The 18,893-nt window shown below is 73.8% G+C and carries 14 protein-coding genes; 2 read left to right on the forward strand and 12 right to left on the reverse strand.

The features are described 5' to 3' along the window. Positions 1-76: 76 nt before the first annotated feature. The 7 genes from ACIBCT_RS29235 to ACIBCT_RS29265 all read right to left on the reverse strand — a co-directional run bounded on the left by ACIBCT_RS29235 (position 77) and on the right by ACIBCT_RS29265 (position 9,532). Positions 77-1,951 (reverse strand): GTPase family protein, encoded by a 1,875-nt coding sequence (locus ACIBCT_RS29235; protein ID WP_399193948.1) that lies wholly within the window; start codon positions 1,949-1,951, stop codon positions 77-79. Then, complete coding sequence (locus ACIBCT_RS29240; RefSeq protein ID WP_399193950.1) at positions 1,948-3,903, reverse strand: ABC transporter; 1,956 nt, start codon at positions 3,901-3,903, stop codon at positions 1,948-1,950. The genes ACIBCT_RS29235 and ACIBCT_RS29240 overlap by 4 nt, the downstream gene beginning before the upstream one ends. A 260-nt stretch (positions 3,904-4,163) precedes the next feature. Continuing rightward, positions 4,164-4,850: a response regulator transcription factor gene (locus ACIBCT_RS29245; protein ID WP_399193952.1), complete on the reverse strand. Its 687-nt coding sequence runs from the start codon at positions 4,848-4,850 to the stop codon at positions 4,164-4,166. 200 nt (positions 4,851-5,050) lie between these two features. Beyond that, positions 5,051-6,430 (reverse strand): ATP-binding protein, encoded by a 1,380-nt coding sequence (locus ACIBCT_RS29250; RefSeq protein ID WP_399193954.1) that lies wholly within the window; start codon positions 6,428-6,430, stop codon positions 5,051-5,053. Next, positions 6,430-7,137 (reverse strand): response regulator transcription factor, encoded by a 708-nt coding sequence (locus tag ACIBCT_RS29255; protein ID WP_399193956.1) that lies wholly within the window; start codon positions 7,135-7,137, stop codon positions 6,430-6,432. Before ACIBCT_RS29255 ends, ACIBCT_RS29250 begins: the two co-directional genes overlap by 1 nt. A gap of 34 nt (positions 7,138-7,171) precedes the next feature. Beyond that, entirely contained in the window at positions 7,172-8,362 is a 1,191-nt protein-coding gene (gene lhgO, locus ACIBCT_RS29260; protein ID WP_399193958.1) for an L-2-hydroxyglutarate oxidase, read from the reverse strand. Between the two features lie 144 nt (positions 8,363-8,506). After that, positions 8,507-9,532: an NAD-dependent epimerase/dehydratase family protein gene (locus ACIBCT_RS29265; protein ID WP_399193960.1), complete on the reverse strand. Its 1,026-nt coding sequence runs from the start codon at positions 9,530-9,532 to the stop codon at positions 8,507-8,509. Positions 9,533-9,880: 348 nt separating this feature from the next. Between ACIBCT_RS29265 and ACIBCT_RS29270 the strand changes: the two genes are divergently transcribed. Beyond that, positions 9,881-10,246, forward strand: a complete 366-nt coding sequence (locus tag ACIBCT_RS29270) for an STAS domain-containing protein (RefSeq protein WP_344899647.1) — start codon at positions 9,881-9,883, stop codon at positions 10,244-10,246. 37 nt (positions 10,247-10,283) lie between these two features. On the opposite strand, the gene ACIBCT_RS29275 is transcribed toward ACIBCT_RS29270, so the two are convergent. After that, positions 10,284-13,796, reverse strand: a complete 3,513-nt coding sequence (locus ACIBCT_RS29275; RefSeq protein ID WP_399193962.1) for an SCO7613 C-terminal domain-containing membrane protein — start codon at positions 13,794-13,796, stop codon at positions 10,284-10,286. A gap of 70 nt (positions 13,797-13,866) precedes the next feature. Further along, on the reverse strand, positions 13,867-15,084 hold the full coding sequence (locus ACIBCT_RS29280) for a hypothetical protein (RefSeq protein ID WP_399193964.1): 1,218 nt from the start codon (positions 15,082-15,084) through the stop codon (positions 13,867-13,869). Between the two features lie 119 nt (positions 15,085-15,203). Here ACIBCT_RS29280 and ACIBCT_RS29285 point away from each other — a divergent pair, with 119 nt between their 5' ends. Continuing rightward, on the forward strand, positions 15,204-16,172 hold the full coding sequence (locus tag ACIBCT_RS29285; protein WP_344899653.1) for an aldo/keto reductase: 969 nt from the start codon (positions 15,204-15,206) through the stop codon (positions 16,170-16,172). Positions 16,173-16,330: 158 nt separating this feature from the next. Here the strand turns inward: ACIBCT_RS29285 and thpR are convergent, their stop codons facing one another. Genes thpR through ACIBCT_RS29300 form a run of 3 tightly spaced genes read right to left on the reverse strand, consistent with a single transcriptional unit; the run spans position 16,331 to position 18,814 of the window. Next, on the reverse strand, positions 16,331-16,948 hold the full coding sequence (gene thpR / locus ACIBCT_RS29290; RefSeq protein WP_399193966.1) for an RNA 2',3'-cyclic phosphodiesterase: 618 nt from the start codon (positions 16,946-16,948) through the stop codon (positions 16,331-16,333). Continuing rightward, positions 16,905-18,308: an MFS transporter gene (locus tag ACIBCT_RS29295; protein WP_399193968.1), complete on the reverse strand. Its 1,404-nt coding sequence runs from the start codon at positions 18,306-18,308 to the stop codon at positions 16,905-16,907. Before ACIBCT_RS29295 ends, thpR begins: the two co-directional genes overlap by 44 nt. Positions 18,309-18,352: 44 nt before the next feature. Next, entirely contained in the window at positions 18,353-18,814 is a 462-nt protein-coding gene (locus ACIBCT_RS29300; RefSeq protein ID WP_399193970.1) for a MarR family winged helix-turn-helix transcriptional regulator, read from the reverse strand. Positions 18,815-18,893 lie beyond the last annotated feature (79 nt).

The raw sequence follows: 18,893 nt of genomic DNA on the forward strand, positions 1-18,893 counted from the left end.
CGAAAATACGCGCTAGAGACGTTACAGGCTCGACTGAACGTTAAATCCCTCATGTCCGAAAACTCAGGGCGTCCCGTCAGGTCCGGGCGCCGTCCCCGGCCACCGCGATCGCCTCGGTGAAGTTCCGGTAGCGCGTCAGCTCCTCCTCCACCGGCTCCAGCACCAGCTCACGGCCGACCCGTTCGACGCTCTCGCGCAGCGACCGGGCCGCCTTGCGCGCGCGGCGACGGCCGCCCAGCCAGGCGGCCACCCGGGAGAGCAGCGCGATCAGCAGACCGAGCAGGACCCCTCCGATCAGCAGCGCGCTGGGCCAGGGCAGCTCCCCCGCGGTCGGCAGGTAGAGCTGCGGGAGCCTCAGGTAGTCCAGGGCCACCAGGACGACCAGCCAGATCGCCCCGGCCAGCACGGTCGCGAGCGCCAGCCACTGCGCCACCCCGGCGAGCCGCCACCACAGGGGCCGCCGCGACACCCCGAGCGAGGTGGTCGCCACCGCCCGGTCCAGGCCGTCCTCCAGCTCGTCCCCGCGCGACCTCGCCGCCTGGCGCACGGCCGTCGCCCACGGCGCGGGCAGCCCGGCCGAGGCGGTTCCGGCGGCCTCCCGGATCGCGGTGTCCATCCGCGAGCGCTGGACGACGGTCGCGGCCGGGATCGACGTCCGGCCGACGATCTCGCTCCCGTCGGCGTCATCGGTGTCGCGCGTGCCGGCCGGGGTCCGGCTCGCCGCGTCCAGGCGCAGGCGCCGGAGCGGGTCCGGGCGCAGGCGCCGGATCCACCGGGTCGGCGGCCACCCGGTGGCGGCGATCGAGCGGTGCCGGTGCGACCTGGCCACGGCCTGCACGACCACCGGCACCCCGGCCGCCTCCGAGAGCGCGTCCCGCAGTGATCGCACCAGCCCCTCGGGCCTGGTCCCGGCGTCGGCGGAGAGCGTCTCGCCGGGGGCGACACCGGACGCGCGCAGCAGCTCGTCCGCGGCCATGCCCGCGTCGGCGGCGAGGCGGGCGGCCCAGGAGCGCCGGTCGGCGACCCGCGAGACGAGCAGGGAGCGCAGTTCGGGAACGCCCGCGCCGGTCCGGGTGGAGATCCCGACCACCGGCACCCCGGTCAGGCCGTCCTCGTCCAGGAGCCGCCGCAGATCCTTCATGCACCGCTCGGCGGCGGCCGGGGAGAGCCGGTCGATCTGGTTGAGGACGACGACCATGACGTCGCGGTGGCGGGCCAGCGGCCGCAGGTAGCGGTCGTGAACGGCCGCGTCGGCGTACTTCTGCGGGTCGAGCACCCAGACCAGCAGGTCGACCAGCTCGACGAGCCGGTCCACCTCCATCCGGTGCGAGGGCTCGATCGAGTCGTGGTCGGGCAGGTCCAGCAGGATCAGCCCCGCGGCCTCCCCGTCCGTCCCGAACGCCTGCCCTGCCGCACCGGACGTCTGGAGCGCCGTGCCGGACGGCCGGGACGCCGCGCCGGACCCCGGCCCGGCCCCCGCGGCCGTGCCGGACGGCCGCAGGACGGCGTCCGGGCCGGGGTCGAGGGTGTCGTCCTCCTTCGGCCAGGCCATCCGGTCCGCCCGGTCCGTACGGTCCCCTGCGTCCTGGGCGTTCACGAGCTCGTGGCGGCGGGGGATCTCCAGCCAGTCGAGCAGGGGGCCCGCGCCGCTCCCCTCCCACAGGGCCGCCTGGGCGGTGGAGGTGGTCGGCCTGGTGACCCCGACCGTGGCGAGCGAGGTGCCCGAGAGCAGGTTGAACAGCGAGGACTTGCCGCTGCCGGTGGCACCGGCCAGCGCGACCGCGGTGTGGTCGACCGACAGGCTGGCCCGTACCCCGGCGCGGGAGACCACCGACCGCGCGGCGGCCACCGCGTCGGCGTCCAGCCGTCCGTCCGCGAGGTCGGCGGCCCGTGCCAGCGCCTCCAGCCGGTCGTCCAGCGACACCGTCTTCGTACGTCGCAGCAGTTTCACGCCTCGCCCCCCTCTGTACCGTTCGCCCGGGGCACCCCGGCGGGACCTTCGTGCGGCCCCGGCGGGCCCCCGGGATCGCCGTCCGCCCGGGGAGCGATCTCCGGCGTCCCGGGCGTCCCGGGCGTCCCGGGCGCGGAGCCCACCTGCCGCGCCGAGCCCGCGGAGCCTGCTGAACCCGCGGAGCTCGCGGAGCTCGCGGAGCTCGCGGGGAGCGCGGCCCGGCGGTTCGCGACGGGCAGCTCGCGCAGGTGCTCGCGTACGGCGTCGGCGGTGCCGCGCAGGGCCGGGGCGGTCTCGTCCGGGGGCTGGACGGCGTCCAGCAGGTCGGTGAAGCGGTCGGCCTCCTGGCCCAGCAGGATCGCCACGCGGGCCCGCAGGTCGGAGCGGGCCTTGACCGTGAGGGTACGGACGGCCTGGTCGCCGAAGACGGCCTCCAGGACCTTCTGGCTGAGCACGCTGGTGCCTCCGGCGATGCCGACCTCGATGCCGGTCAGCCCGCCGGTCGAGGCGAACACCGCGATCATGAGCAGCAGGCCGGCCCCGTTCAGGCCGTAGGAGGTGATCCGCGCGGTGGTCCGCTTGTCGGCCCCCTCCTGCCGGACCAGGTCGAGCACGTAGGACTGCCATCCCCTGACGGCCTCCTGCGCCCTGGCGGGCAGGTCGGCCGAGGCCCTGCCGAGACGGGAGGTGACCTCCACCCCGGCGTCCTCCAGCAGCGCCCGCCCGGCCGGGTGCGACGACCACGACTCCATCAGGCGCTCGGCGGCGCCGTCGGCCGAGGCCCTGATCAGCGACTCCACCCCGCTCTCCAGCGCGACCCGCAGCTCGTTCTCGGGCGCGGGACGCCCCATGACGAGCGCCACGAGCCGGTCCCTGAACCGGCCGACCCGGCTCTCCAGGGAGCGCATCAGGTCGCCGGTCCCGATGAAGTCCTGCCAGCGGGCCAGCACCTCCCCGCGCAGCAGCGTCCCGTCCCGCATGCCCTCGTCGAAGGTGGACAGCCCCACCGCGTAGGCCCCGTCCGCCATCGAGCGCAGTTCCGCGGCCCCGGCGTGCTGGCGTTCGACCGCGGCGGCGAGGGCGGGCACCCGGGTGGCCAGGCTCTCCAGCGCGCCCGACAGGGTCTGGCGCACCACCTCGGCCCGGGAGCGGGAGTCGGCGGCGAGCGCCAGGAGCCAGTCGGCGACCGGCTGGACGGCCTGGCGGGGCAGCCGGGCGTTCTCCTCGGGCAGCACCAGCTCGGGCACCTCGAACAGCCGGGTGCCGCCCAGCCCGTTGGCCTCCAGCAGCCGGGTCAGGTCCTTGCGCACCACGCCCAGGGCCTCGGGCGGGACCCGGGACAGCACGATGGCCAGCGCCGTGCTGCGCTCCCTGGCCGTACGCAGGAAGCTCCAGGGGACCTCGTCCGCGTAGCGGGCGGCGGTGGTGGTGAACAGCCACAGGTCGGCGGCCGACAGCAGCTGCGCGGCCAGCTCGCGGTTGGCGGTGACGATCGAGTCGATGTCCGGGGCGTCGAGCAGGGCCAGGCCCGGCGGGACGGCCGAGGCGGTGACGATCCGGATCGTTCCCGGCTGGCCCCGGCCGCCACCGGTGACGCGGGACAGGCCGGGGAGCACGTTCTGGGCGGTGAACCACTCCCGGTCGGCCGAGGAGGTGACCAGGGTCGGGGCCATGGTCGTGGGCCGCAGCACCCCGGGCTCGGAGACGTCCGCGCCCACCAGGGAGTTCACCAGCGTGGACTTGCCCGCCCCGGTGGAGCCGCCGACGACGGCGAGCAGCGGAGCGTCGATCGAGGTCAGCCGGGGAATGAGGTAGTCGTCGAGCTGCCCGGACAGCTCGCGCGCCGCGCGGCGGTCGGCCGTCACGTCGCCGATCGCGAGGGGGAACAGCTCGCGGCCGAGATGCCGCCGCAGCTCCCGCAGCGTCTCCAGAAGACCGTCGTTGTCACCCATACGGTCGTCCTGCCCTGCGAGGACCCCTCTAGACGCGTTTGGCCCCACCGCTCGACCGGGTTACGGGGGCGAACTCGGTAAAGCGGTGGGGCCCTGCCCTCGGATCTCATCCGGAGGCCGTACAGGGTTCGTCTCCCCCGCAGCTGGAGGCGAACCCGAGCCTCTCGGACGGTTCCGAGGTGATCGGGGGTCGTGCTTCGTCTATTTGAACACACAAAACTGCGAATCGGGTCAGTCGGAGCTGAATATCGGCTGAAAATTCAATCACTCTGCGGCGGGCGCAGGACGTAGCCCACCCCGCGGAGGGTGTGGATGAGCCTCGGCTCGGCCGTGTCGACCTTGCGGCGGAGGTAGGAGACGTAGGACTCGACCACCCCGGCGTCGCCGCCGAAGTCGTAGTTCCAGACGTGGTCGAGGATCTGCGCCTTGGACAGCACCCTGCCGCTGTTGACCATGAAGTAGTGCAGCAGCTTGAACTCGGTCGGCGACAGCCGCACCGGCACCCCGGAGCGCCAGACCTGATGCGCCTCCTCGTCCAGCTCCAGGTCGCCGACCTGCAACCGGGTGGGCAGGTCGAGATCCCCCCGGGTACGGCGGAGCACGGCCCTGATCCGGGCGAGGAGCTCCTCCAGGCTGAACGGCTTGGTCACGTAGTCGTCGGCCACGCGCAGCCCGGTGACCTTGTCGTCCGTGCCGTCCCGCGCGGTCAGGAAGAGCACGGGGACCTGCCCGTTCGTCTCCCTCAGCCGTCCGGCCACGGTGAAGCCGTCCATGTCGGGGAGCATCACGTCCAGCACGACGAGGTCGGGACGGAGGCGTTCGGCGAAGTGCACGGCCTCCCGGCCGTCCACCGCGGTCATCACCTCGAACCCGGACATGCGCAGGCTCGCCGAGAGCAGCTCCCTGATGTTCGGTTCGTCGTCCACGACCAGCAGACGGGCTTCCACTCTGTCCGGCACACCCCGAGGTTCGCCCACCTCGCTGGAACGCCGCTCAGCCGGGGCTGAAGGTTTGCTGGGAGGAGTCCCGCTCGGCCGGAACCGGAACCCGGCTCGGGCCCGCGCCCGCGCCGGGTCCCGGTCCGGGTCCCGGTCCGGGTCCCGGTCCGGGTCCGGACGGCGGGACCCGGCGGTCCGGGACGGCGGGGTCAGTCGGACTCCGACGCCAGGGGGAGGAAGACCCGGAACGTCGCGCCCTTGCCCGGCTCCGACTCCACCGCGACGTCGCCGCCGTGCGCCTCGACCATCGCGGCCACGATCGACAGCCCGAGCCCGCTCCCGCCGTCCTCGGGAGCGCGCCGGCCCCGGGCCGAGTCGGCGCGGTAGAACCGCTCGAAGACCCGCTCGCGCTGCTCGGCGGTCAGGCCGGGCCCCTCGTCGGCGACCTCGATGAGGGCCATGTCGTTCTCGCCGGAGAGCGCCACCCGCACCGGGGTGCCCGCGGGGGTGTGGGTGAGCGCGTTGGTCATGAGGTTGCCCACCACCTGGCGGAGCCGTACCTCGTCGCCGGAGACGATGAGCGCGGAGCCGTCCACCGAGAGGCCGATCTCGCGCTCGGGGGCGAGGATGCGGGCGTCGTGGACGGCGTCGGCGGCGATGGCCAGCAGGTCGACCGGGCGCATGACCAGCGGCCGCTGCTGGTCCAGCCGGGCGAGCATCAGCAGGTCGTCGACCAGCAGGCCCATCCGGACCGCCTCCGACTCCACCCTGCGCATCAGCGGCGCGGCGTCGATGCCGGGCGCCTGCCGGTAGAACTCCGCGAAGCCGCGGATCGAGGTCAGCGGGGTACGGAGCTCGTGCGAGGCGTCCGCGACGAACCTGCGCATGCGCTCCTCCGACCTGCGGGCCGAGGACTCCGACTCCGACCGGGCCTGGAAGGCCGCCTCGATCTGGGCGAGCATGCCGTTGAGCGAGCGGCCCAGGCGGCCCACCTCGGTACGCGGGTCGGCGTCGGGGACGCGGCGGCTCAGGTCCCCTGCGGCGATGGCCTCGGCGGTGCGCTCGATCTCCTCCAGCGGGCGCAGGCTCCTGCGGATGATCAGCACCCCGGCCCCGGCGAGCATCAGCACCAGGCCGCTCCCGCCGAGCACCTCCACCAGGGCGAGCTGGCCGACGATCTGGTGCACCTCGCCCATGTCCACGGCCACGACGAGGCTTCCGTCCTGCGTCGGCACCGTACGGACCCGCCAGTCGCCGCTGTCGAACGGCAGCGCGCCCTGGCCCGCCGGGACGCCCGGCCCCGGCCTGTCCTCCACGTCGGCCCCGCTGAACGCGGCGAAGACCTCGCCCGCGTGGTTGCGCAGCTCCAGCTTCGCGTCCGGGGAGAGCGGCCTGCCGATGGGCGTGGCCCCCCGGTGCATCCGGCGCAGCGCGGTGTCGACGATCATGCCGATCTGGCCGTCGACGCGGTCGATCAGGTAGCCGCGCATGATCGAGACGCTGCCGATCCCGATGAGCGTCAGCGCGATCGTGAGCAGGATCAGGATGATCGCGATCAGCTTCACCCGGAGCGGGGTCGTGTCCAGCATCACGGCCCCGGGGGCAGGCGCAGCACGTATCCGACCCCGCGCAACGTGTGGATCAGCCGGGGGTCGACATTGTCGATCTTGCGGCGGAGGACCGAGACGTAGGACTCCACGATCCCGACGTCGCCCCGGAAGTCGTAGTCCCACACGTGGTCGAGGATCTGCGCCTTGGACAGCACCCGCCCGGCGTTCGCCATGAAGTAGCGCAGCAGCTTGAACTCGGTCGGCGACAGCGCCACCGCCCTGCCCTCGCGCCAGACCTCGTGGCTCTCCTCGTCCAGCTCGATGTCGGCGAAGGTCAGCCGGGGCGGCCGGGGCGGCAGGTCACCGGCGGAGGTACGGCGCAGCACGGCCCGGATCCGGGCCACGACCTCCTCCAGGCTGAAGGGCTTGGTCACGTAGTCGTCACCGCCCATGGTCAGCCCGCGGATCTTGTCCTCGGTGCCGTCGCGGGCGGTGAGGAAGACCACCGGGGTGTCGCTGCCGCCACCGCGCAGGCGCCGTACGACGTCGAAGCCGTCCATGTCGGGCAGCATCACGTCGAGCACGATGAGGTCGGGGCGGTGGCGCTGCACGGCCGCGACGGCGTCCGTGCCGTTGCTCGCCGTGTTGACGCCGAATCCGGCGAACCTCAGGCTCGCCGCGAGAAGTTCGAGAATGTTCGGCTCGTCTTCGACGATCAGCAGGCGGGCCTCGGGCGAATCGGTCACCGCTCTATCCTCACCGGCCCATATGAGAAAACAGTCAACTGGTCAATGTCGAGGTTATCCCCACAATATGCCTGGCGATCGCCAGGCTGGAGGTCGCCGCGGGCGAGGGGGCGTTCCGCACCAGGACGACGCGGCCGTGCACGTCGATCGAGAAGTCGTCCAGCATGCCGCCGCGGGCGTCCACCGCCTGGGCGCGCACGCCCCCGGTGGTCCTGACCAGATCGCCGGCGGTCAGGGCGGGCACGTAGCGGCGCGCGGCCCTCAGGAACGACCGCCTGCCGATCGACCCGGCCACCTCCTTCACGCCGGTCCGCCAGTGCCGGGCGGCCATCCTGCGGGTGCCCGGCCAGGTCAGGATCCGGGCCAGCTCGGCCGGGGCGAGGTCCCGCCAGGAGTAGCCCTCCAGCGCCAGGGCCATGACCGCGTTCGGCCCGACCAGCACCTCCCCGTCGATCCTTCGGGTCAGGTGCACGCCCAGGAAGGGGTAGCGGGGGTCGGGGACGGGGTAGACGAGCCCGCGGACCAGGTCCCTCGCCGTACCGGCCAGCGCGTAGTACTCCCCCCGGAACGGGACGATCCGTACGTCGCCGGGCGCGCCGGCCATCCGCGCGACCGCGTCGGTGCCGAGCCCGGCGCAGACGATCAGCCGGTCGAAGGTCAGGGTCCGCTCACCGGCCACGACGCGCACCCCTCCCGCGGTCTCCCGGACGGACCGCACCGGGTGGGAGAGCAGCACCGACCCGCCGCCCTGCCGTACGTCCTCGGCCAGGCGGCGGGCGACGGCGGGGAAGTCGGCGATCGCGGTACGCGGGGAGTGCACCGCCCCGGTGCCGACGACGTGCGGCTCGATCTCGCGCAGCGCCAGCGCGTCCAGCTCCGCGATCCCGGGCACCCCGTTCGCGCGGGCCCGTACGGCGATCTCGCGCAGCGCGGGCCGCTCGGCCGCGGTGGAGGCCACGACGAGCTTGCCGACCTCGGCGTAGGGGAGGCGGTGCTCGGCGCAGTACTCCCGCAGCAGCGCCACGCCCTCCCGGCAGAGCCGGGCCTTGAGCGAGCCCGGCCGGTAGTAGATCCCGGCGTGCACGACGCCGCTGTTGTGCCCGGTCTGGTGGGCGCCGACGCGGTCCTCCTTGTCCAGGACGGTCACCCTGGCCCCGTGGGCCAGCGCCGCCTGCCTGGCCACGGCCAGCCCGACGATCCCGCCTCCGACGATCCCGACGTCCATCGCGGCCTCCCCTTCCCGTGAAGCCCGTCACCGCTTCCCGTGACGCTCGTCACCGTTTCCTGACCGTGACGCTCGTCGCCGTTCTGCGTGACGCTCGTCATGGTTTCCGTGACGCTCGCCACCGCCCGGCCGCCCGAGGGTACGTCACCGGGCGACGCTGTCCGCCAGCCTGCCGACCCTGCCGGCGTCGAGGTGTCCCTCCTGCGCCAGCCAGCGCAGCGCGTCGGCGACGGTCTCGTGCACCGGGCGCAGGCCCACTCCGAGCGCCTCCAGGGTAGGGGTGTCGTAGGTGCGGACCATCGTGACCATCATCTCGACGGCGTCCCGGGTGAGCGGGTAGTCGATCTCCTTGATCAGCTTCATCGCGTCCCCCACGGCAGCCGCGCCGCGCAGCACCGCCCGGTGGATCCTGAACCTGCGGCAGCGGCTCCCGGTCACCTCGTCGCAGACGTCGGCGAGCTGCGACCAGGTGAGGTAGTGCCCGCCCAGCATGAACCGGCGCGGGCCCCGCCCGGGTTCGAGACAGCGGGCGAGCACGACGGCCAGGTCCCGCACGTCGACGATGTTGACGCCGCCCTCGGTGATCGGCCAGCCCTGCTCCAGGCCGGCGCGCAGGCCCTCCATCAGCGCGTCCAGCGAGGGCTGACACGGCCCGGCGACCCCGGACGGGTAGACGATCGTGACCGGCATCCCCTGCTCCTGGAGGCCCCGGGCGTACCGCTCGGCGGAGATCTTGGTCCTGCCGTACTCGTTCCTCGGCACCGAGAGCGGGCTCTCGGTCGTGATCACCGGCCCGGACGGGGGGACGAAGACGCTGATGCTGGAGACGTGCACGACGGGGTCGAGACCGAGCTCGACGGCCTGGCCGAGGACGTTCTTCGCCCCCGTCACATTCGTACCGTCCAGATCGTCCGCGCGGCCGGTGACCCCGATTTCCGCGGCGGCGTGAATGACCGCGTCGCAGCCCTCCAGCGCGTCCCGTACGGCCGCGGCGTCGCGGATATCGGCCTTATGCAGAGAAATGGGCTCGTTCACCCCGAGGCGGGCCAGCACCCGGCACGTTTTCCCTGGATCGCGCACGAGGAGCAGCGGCTCGTGCCCGTCGGCGAGAAGGCCGGGGACGGCGTGCGAGCCGACGAAACCTGATGCTCCCGTTACCAGAACGCGCATGCTCGCAAGTTAGCGGCAATCCTCACCGGAAGAGAAGGGATAACCGGCACCGTTCTTAGTCGTCATTGTTCATTGCGGGATATCCGTACGGCACGGTCAAGGAATACGCGAATATGTCCGGTCAGTAAATCGCGATGCGGTCATTCACCTTCGGCATGAGAACGTGTTCCATGCCGATCCCGGGGAGCCGTCCCCGGGCCGGTCCGGCGGGTGTGGTCACCGGTGAGTGCACGCGCCGTTACGCACATGTCTCCGGTCCGTCGCCCACGCCGGCGTCCGGGCGGGGTATACCTTGATCGGGCCGGACGGCGGCCCGAGTCGACCGTTCCCGGGTGGAGATGCGAGGCGATGAGCAGAGAACTCTCCATCGGCGTCGACCACCACGAACACACCGGCTGCACCGTGATCACCGTCACCGGCGACATCGACCGCAACTCCAGCGGGCTGCTGAGGGCGACCATCGAGCGGCTGGTCTCCGACCGGCACACCCGGATCGTCATCGACGCCGAGGACATCAGCTTCTGCGACTCCACCGGCCTGCGGGCGCTCCTCAGCGGCATACGCGTGACCTCGGAGGCGGGCGGCTGGCTCCGTCTGGCCGGGGTCTCCGGGGTCCTCGAACGCCTGCTGCGGATGACCGACCTCTACGGCTGGTTCCCTGTCGACGCCGACGTGATCGCCTCCCTGGGCCACGCCCGCGGCCGGAGCCTGTAGCCCCGGCCTGGGACCGGACCACGACCAGCGGGGACGGTCAGCGCATCCGGCCCACGGCCGCGCGCAGGCGCCGTACGTCCCGCAGGCGCGCCTCGTAGGTCGCGCCGACGGCCACCAGCAGCAGCCCGCCCAGCGCCATCGGCACCCACCGGGGCACCAGCGCGGCCAGCTGCGCGACCCACGGCGTCAGCTCGTGCAGGGCCACGGCCGCCAGGGTCAGCCCGCCGAGCACGACCGGCGCCTGGCTCCGGAACCGGGCACCGGCCAGCAGCACGGCCAGCGCGGCCACGCCGAGCAGCAGCGGCCGGAGCGTGCCCGAGCCGCCCAGGAGCGCCAGCAGGGAGGGCAGCAGGCTGGAGGCGAGCCCGGGGCCGTAGGCCACCCAGGACGAGGTCGGCCCGCGCCGCGCCCGCAGGAGACCGATCACCAGCAGCACCACCGAGAACGGCACCGTGTAGGCCTCGACCACGGTGACGTCGGAGGCGAGCAGCCGCAGCCAGGAGGCCGCCAGCAGGAACCCGGTCCCCACGTACCCGGCCCACCGCCGCCGGTCGGGCCGCAGCGCGGTCCCGGCCATCAGCACGCCCGCGACGGCGCAGGCCAGGCTCGCCGTCGGCAGATCGGCCGACGCGAGCGGCAGGCCCACGCCCACCAGCGCGTACCCGGCCGCCTCCACCCCGGCCGCGAACGGCGACCGCCTGAACCGGCCCGCCAGGACGGCGGCGGCGCAGGCCACGGCGAGCGGGCCGAACGCCGCGTACCGCACCGGCCAGTCCGGTGCCAGACCCGCGGCCAGCGCCTCGCCGCCCGCGAGCAGCGTCGCCAGCCCGGCCGCGACCGGCGCCACCCCGGCCGCCCGGCCCCGCAGGGCGACCGCCGCGGCGACGACGGCCAGCACCGGCAGCACGACCAGGGTGGCGGTCTCGCTCGCCAGGGCCCAGGAGATCGCCACGAAGGCGGCCCAGGTCGCCGCCACCCCGCCGAAGGCCCAGGCCGCGCGGCTGCGCGCCGCCGCCCACGCCGGCGGGACCACCCCGGCGACGAACATCGCCACCTCCGTCCCGTACGGCAGGGCGACCGAGACCGGCAGGGACACCAGGACCAGGGGCCAGGCCAGCAGGGCCGTCCTGACCGCGCCCGGGCGGCGCGCCATCTGCCAGGAGACCAGCACCGCCGCCGTCGCGGTGAGGACCACCACGGCCGCGAGCACCGGATGGACGACCCCGGGCCAGGCCGGCGCCGTCCAGGGCCGCAGGAGGGGCCGGTGGAAACGACCGATCGCGATCAGGGCCGGGGTGGCGGTGAGGACCGCGAGGAGGGCCAGCGTCCCGCTCAGTACCAGCCCGGTGAGACGTCTCGGGTCATCCACCGAGGCCGCGGAAGCCGGGGTCGTGGAAGGCGAGGTCGCGGAAGGCGAGGTCGCGGAAGGCGAGGTCGCGGAAGGCGAGGTCGCGGAAGGCGAGGTCGCGGAAGGCGGGAGGGCGGACGGCATGAGGGCGGGCAGGACGAGCAGGGCGGCGAGCACGGCCCCGGCCGCCAGCGCGAGGGACAGTCCTTCCCCCTCGGCCGCCCATCCGAATCCGCTGAGGAACGTCCAGCCCAGACCGATCGCCGAGAGCACGCCCGCGACCAGCGAGAGCGCCGCCACCGCCCGCACCCGGGCGGTGTACGCGGCCACCCCCCAGGCGACGAGCAGGACGGTGAGCACGACGTACGTGGTCGTCCGGGTGGCGAGCCCGACCGCCAGCGCCTCGGCCGACACCGTCCCGGCCGCCACCGCGAAGGCCCACGCCCACCGCGGTCGCGTGGCCAGGGCCAGGGCCGCCACGAGCGCGACGGCCAGCACCGACAGGACCGCCAGGTCCACCCGGTGGCCCCAGCCGAAGGCGACGGGTGCGACGGCCACGGTGAGCGTCCCCGCGGCGATCGCGGCGAACCCCAGGAGGGGCCGGCCCCGCAGGGCCGCCACCGTCGCGGCCAGGGCCAGCAGCCCGGCCACGACCGGGAACTGCGGGAAGGACGCGATCGGCCACGCGGCGCCGAGGTTCCCCGCGGCGTCCAGGCGGGCGTACTGCCCCCGGTTGAGCAGGGCGAAGGGCACCACGTCCACGAACGGGAGCGTGGTGACCGCGGCCAGCACCGCGCCGGAGCGGGCTCCGGTCGAGCGGAGCCGCGGCTCGTCCAGGCCGGGCGCGCGGAGCATGACCACCACCGTGGCCAGGGCCGCCAGGGTGTAGAGGACGACCTCCCAGGCGCTGGGGAACAGCGGCCGGAACGGCGCCGCCAGCCCCACGGTCAGGGTGAGCGCGGAGACGGCGGTGGCGACCCCGAGACGGCCGTCGTGCCGTACCCGGCGCGCGACCGCCAGCCCGGTCACGGCCATCGCGACCAGCACGGCGCCCTTGGCCGCGGAGGCCGCGACGCCGTCGCCCAGGCCGTCGCCGAGCACCTGCTGCAGGAGGACGGCCAGGATGCCGTGGCACACGCCCAGGCCCCAGACCACACCGAAGCAGACCGCCACCGTCGCTCTCACCCCGGCCCGGGGGGTGGACGCGGGGACGGGCGCGGGGTCGCGGCGGGCCGTGAGGATCAGGAAGGCCGCGTCGGCGGCGGCCGTGGCGGCGAGGGCCGCGGTGATCCACGACGCCGACTCGTCGAAGGCGAGGAACGAGAGCGGGAACTGGGCGACGACGACCGCGACGGGCAGCGGCAGCCGCAGCGGGAGCAGCCGCGAGTACCCCGCCACGGCGAGGGCGACCAGCGTGAACAGCAGCGCGGCGTAGTGGGGCCCGGTCAGCTCGTCGGCCCCCGCCAGCCCCGTGTGCCGGGCCGCGTAGCCGTCCAGGAACAAAAGCGCGACGCCGAACATCGCCATGGTCTCGGCGGTGGTGACGAGGCCGCGTCTCACCAGCGGGACCGGCGCGGCGAAGGCCAGCCCGGTCACCCCGGCCAGGACCGCCGCCCTCCCGCCGATGCCCATGCTCCCCCAGCTGACCACCGTGAACACCACGGCGGCGACGACCAGCAACAGGCCGCCCAGACCGAGGAGCAGGTTCTGCACCGCCCGGGGCGAGACCTCCTTCTTCGGTACGGGGACGGGTACGGGTCCCGGAACCGGCACGTCCCCGGGTCCGGCCGCGAACCCGGGCCCCGGCACGGGCCCGGCCGCGGCCGTGGAGGAGGCTCCGGACCCAGGCTCGGCACCGGCTCCCGGCACGGCCCCCACCCGAGGGCCGGAGCCGGGTCCGGAGGCAGCGGCCGGGGACGGACCCGATGCGGGCGCCACCGGACCGGCCGTCCCCGCGCGGGCCCGTTCGGAACCGAGCACGCCGAGCAGGTGGGCCCGGCGGGCGAGGAGCCCGGCCTCGCGGGCCCGCAGCCCGGCCAGATCCCGGTCGAGCCGCCACAGCTCGGCCGCGACCGGCCCCCGCAGGAGCAGCGCGCAGCGCGGGCAGCGCTCGTACGTCCCGGCCAGGGGGGCGTCGCACTCGGGGCAGGTCACCCGCATCGGCGGGCGGCCGGGCGGGGGTGCCGGGATCTCGTCATGCATGCCCCACAGGATGACGGTGACGGCTTGCGGTGCGCTTGCGCCGGATTACTCAACCGTGCCTGAGTACCCCTCAGCGGGTGTGGCGGGCGATCAGCGTGATCACGCCGGTGGCACCCGCCGCGATGGCCAGCCACAGGAGCACGGCCGAGGCCGGCACGCCCGCGTCGGCGTCGTCCTCGGCGGCGTCGGCGTCCCTGGTCCCGGCCACCGGTGTGGTGCCCGGGTCGGCGGTGCCGGGCGTCGTCGCGGGAGCGGCCCGTCGCGCGGCCGGTGTGGGCTCGGGGGCCGCGGCGGCGAGGACCGTCGCGGGCAGCGGCACCCGGTGGACCGGGCTGCGGTTCCCCTCGGTGCCGGTCAGCAGGCTCCTGCCGTCGCGCGTGTAGGCGATCGACTCGGCCTGCTCCAGGTCCGGCATGGTCACGCGGGCGATCTGCTCGTCGGGCGCGCGGTAGACCGTGGCGGAGAAGTAGGTGCGGATCACGAAGCTCGACCCGTCGGGGGCGTAGGCGGCGTCGGTGGCCATGATGGGCGCGGAACCGACCTTGCGGAGCACGTTGACCCGGTCGGTCCGCAGCCGCTTCGGCGCCTGGTAGACGGCCCCGGAGAACTGCTTGGTCACGACGAGCAGGCGCCCGGTGCGGGGGTGGACCATGATCCCCTCGGCGTTGTGCCCGCCGTCCTCGTAGCGGAACCGGTAACGCACGGCGGGGACGACGGCGTCGGTGAGCGTCGCGGGCTCCTCCACCCGGTACACCGACACGTCGGGCCAGGCGCCCTCGAAGTTGTCGCCGATGTCGGCGAACCAGAGCACCCCCCGTCCGGTACGCGGGTCCGTGGAGGCGGCCATGCCCTCCCAGTCGCGGGAGTCCGCCCCCCGCAGCGTGAAGGTCGCGCGGGTCCGCCCGTCGGGGCCGACCGCGAAGAAGACCGGGCCCGCGGAGCTGTCGTTGTGGGTGTAGTAGACGCCGTCACGGGTGGGCGAGACCGCCAGGCCGCTCGACTCGGTGATCCGCTCGTCCTTGAAACGGAAGAGGATCCGCCCCCCGTCATCCCCGGGCGAGCCCTGCCCGGGGTCGCGCGCCGTGCCGGCCCCGGCGTCCCGCGCCGTTCGCAGTCCCGCACCGGCCCGCGCCTCCTGACCCACCGCGGCTCGTGTCTCCTGCCCTGCCGCGGTCCGCGTCTCCTGGCCCGTACCGGCCGAGGCGCCGTGTCCGGTGAGGACCACGGCCGCGGTCACGCCGGCCACCGCGAGCACGCGCATCACGACATCCCCCGGCTTGTTCAGCATGCAGCCATCATGCCCCGGCGGCACCGGTGGGCGGCGCAGACGCGGCGGGCCGTACCGGTGCGGATTTCCCTCCGCCCCCGCTCGCCTGGAGTGCACTCCAGGTACCTAGTGTGGGTCGCATGGATTACACGCAGCTCGGCCGTACCGGCCTGAAGGTCAGCCGTCTCTGCCTGGGCACGATGAACTTCGGCCCCCAGACCACGGAGGACGACTCCTTCGCGATCATGGACCATGCCCACGAGCTGGGGATCAACTTCTTCGACACGGCCAACGTCTACGGCTGGAAGAAGGGCGAGGGCATCACCGAGAACATCATCGGCCGATGGTTCGCCCAGGGGGGCGGGCGCCGCGAGAAGACGGTGATCGCCACGAAGCTCTACGGCGACATGGGCGACTGGCCCAACGACGGACGGCTCTCCGCGCTCAACATCCGCCGGGCGGCCGACGCGTCGCTGAAGCGGATGCAGACCGACTACATCGACCTCTACCAGGCGCACCACGTCGACCGGAACACCCCGTTCGAGGAGTTCTGGGAGGCGATGGACGTCCTCAAGCAGCAGGGCAAGATCCTGTACGTGGGGTCGTCCAACTTCGCGGGCTGGCACATCGCCAAGGCCCAGGAGGAGGCCAGGCGCCGCAACACCCTCGGCCTGGTCTCGGAGCAGTCCCACTACAACCTGCTGGTCAGGGCTCCCGAGCTCGAGGTGATCCCGGCGGCCGAGGACTACGGCCTCGGGCTGATCCCGTGGAGCCCGCTCGCCGGCGGCCTGCTCGGCGGCATCCTGCGGAAGATCGACAAGGGCCGTTCGGCCACCCCGCAGATGGCCTCGGAGCTGGAGAAGCACCGCGACAAGGTGGAGGCCTACGAGGCGTTCGCCGACGAGCTCGGCGTGGACCCGGCCCACCTGGCGCTGGCCTGGCTGCTCCACCAGAAGGTCGTCACCGCGCCGATCATCGGCCCGCGTACGATCGACCAGCTCGACGGCACCGTCAGGGCGCTGGAGGTCGAGCTGGACGAGAAGGCGCTGGCCCGGCTTGACGAGATCTTCCCCGGGTTCAGGACGGCACCCGAGCACTACGCCTGGTGACCCGTGGCCGGACGGCGCCGACCGGCGCTGACCGGCGCTGACCGGCGTCGGCGGCGTCGACCGGCTAGGAGACGAGGGCGCCGACCACCACGAGGAGCACGAGCAGTACGAGCACCGTGGGCAGAAGCCAGCGACTGGGACGATCCACGCCCTGGAGCCTAGCCCTGCCCACGGGGTGCCCGTGCCGCCAGGCGCCATTCCGCGACGCTCTCGTAGCGGACCCGGCCCCCGCGAGGGGCCGCGGTCCCGGCGTCGCTGCGCATCAGGTGGACGGCCGAGGCCTCCCAGGAGGTGCCGGAGAACGGCGCGAACTCCTCGACGAGCCCGCGCACGTCCGTACCGGGACGGCATCGGGCCAGGCTGAGGTGGGGGACGAACCGCCGCTCGGCCCCGCCCGCCCGGCCCGTCGCGGACCCCGCGGCATCCTCCAGCGCGGCGCGCACCCCGTCCCGTACGGATCCGGCCAGGCGCGCGAGGCGGGGGACGTCGCCGGTCACCCCGGTCCACAGGACCCGGGCGCCGTCCGGCGACGGGAACGCCCCGGCCCCGGCGAACGAGAGCGTCATCGGCCCGTGGCCCGCGGCGGCGTCCCCCAGCCGTGACCGCAGCCCGGGGAGCGCACGGTCGGGCACCTCCCCCAGGAACGCCAGCGTCACGTGCCAGTTCGCCGGGTCCAGCCAGCGCAGCGCGGGCCACCGCGCCCGTGAGGACGCGAGGGCGCGGGCGAGTTCGTCACGCGCCCGCGGGGGCGGTGTCAGTCCCACGAACAACCGCACGGGTCCTCCTGCTGATCACCTTCGTCAGTGTCATCGCCGCGCCGATGCCCAGCATGGTGAGCACCCCGCCGACCGCGACCCCGGCGCGCGGGCCGCCCAGCTCGGAGATCCAGCCGAGCAGCGGCGCGCCCAGCGGGGCCCCGCCGGTGAAGACGAGCACGTATATGCCCATCACCCGGCCGCGCATCTCCGGTGAGGTGGCCATCTGCACGCTCGCGTTGGCCGCGGTGTTCACCGAGATCAGCGCCATCCCGGCGGGCACCAGCAGCACCAGGTAGAGGGGGTACCAGGGGGCCAGCCCGCTGGCGATCTGGAACAGGCCGAACGAGACCGCCCCGGCGATCAGCAGCCGCCTGCTGGGCCGTACCCGGCGGGCCGCCATGAGCCCCCCGGCCAGCGCGCCCACCGCGAACATGCTGGAGGCGAGCCCGAACGAGGACGCGCCCGCCCGGAAGACCTCCTTGGACATGAGCGCGATCGACATCGAGAACGACTGGGTGAACAGCGAGACGAAGCCGAGCAGCAGGATCGGCATCAGCAGCTCGGGCCGGGCCATGACGTAGCGCACCCCCTCGCGCAGCTGCCCCTTGCCCCGGGGCACCGGCTCGGAGGCGACCAGCTCGCCCCTGCGCATCAGCAGCAGGCCGCCGATCACGGCGACGAACGACAGCGCGTTGATCATGAAGATCGGGCCGGTGCCGCCCAGCGCGTGGATCAGGACACCGGCGACGGCCGGGCCGACCACGCGGGCCAGGTTGAAGCTGGAGGAGTTCAGCGCGATCGCGTTGGGCAGGTCCTCGCGGCCCACGATCTCCACGACGAACGCCTGGCGGGTCGGCACCTCGACGCAGGCCAGCAGGCCCACCGAGAACGCCATCACGTACACCTGCCAGACCTGCGCCGAGCCGGTCACCGTGAGCACGCCCATGGTGAGCGCCAGCAGGCCCATGAGGGACTGGGCGGCCAGCAGCAGCGGACGCTTGGGGTAGCGGTCGGCGAGCACGCCGCCCCAGAGGCCGAACAGCAGCAGCGGCAGGAACTGCAGCGCGACGGTCAGGCCCAGCGCGGAGGCGCTGCCGTTCGTCAGGTCGAGCACCAGCCAGTCCTGGGCGGTGCGCTGCATCCACGTTCCGACGTTGGAGACCACCCCTCCGGCGGCGAACAGCCGGTAGTTGTGGATGCGCAGCGAGCGGAACATCCCGCCCCGCGTCCCGGGCACGTCCCCCGAGGCCGCCGGGGCGTCCGGGGTCTTTCCGAGATCCGGAGTCTTCTGAACCTCCGGAGCCTCCTGAGCCTCCTGGGCCTCCTGGGCCTCCTGGGCCTCCTGGGCCTCCTGGGCCTCCTGGACGTCCGCGGTCACCGCGGGGACCGGGACCGCGGGACTCCCGGGTTCCTCGGGGTCGGCTAGATCCGGCTGAGCTTCTCCAGGATCGGAGCCGCCTGCCGGAGCACCGCCCTCTCCTCGGGGGTCAGCTCCTTCAGCCGCTGCGTCAGCCACGCCTCCTTGAGCCGCCGTTCCTCGCCGAGCAGGGTCGAGCCCTCCTCGGTCAGGCTCACGCTCACCTGACGCCGGTCGGTCGGATGCGGCGTACGTGACACCAGCCCCCGCTCGGCCAGCGCGGCGATCACGCGGGTCATCGAGGGCGGTTGCACCTTCTCGAGGTCGGCCAGCTCGCCGGGGGTTATCCCGGGATTTCGCTCCACCGTGGCGAGCGTCGCGAGGTGGGTGGGCGTCAGCGAGTGCACCGCGGCCTGCCTGCGCAGACGCCTGTTCAGCCGCGCCATGGACACGCGCAAAGCCGAAGCCAGACCGGCGTCGCTGCGCAGGCTGGCGGCGTGGTCCTTCTTGGGAAGATTCGTTAGCATAAGTCATTACCTTTGCTAACTATATAGGGCTGCACGGGATTCCCTCCACGGGGGTCCTGCTCGGCGCGGGCCGTACAGC

It is taken from the genome of Streptosporangium sp. NPDC050855 (assembly GCF_044456585.1).
GTDB lineage: Bacteria > Actinomycetota > Actinomycetes > Streptosporangiales > Streptosporangiaceae > Streptosporangium > Streptosporangium longisporum.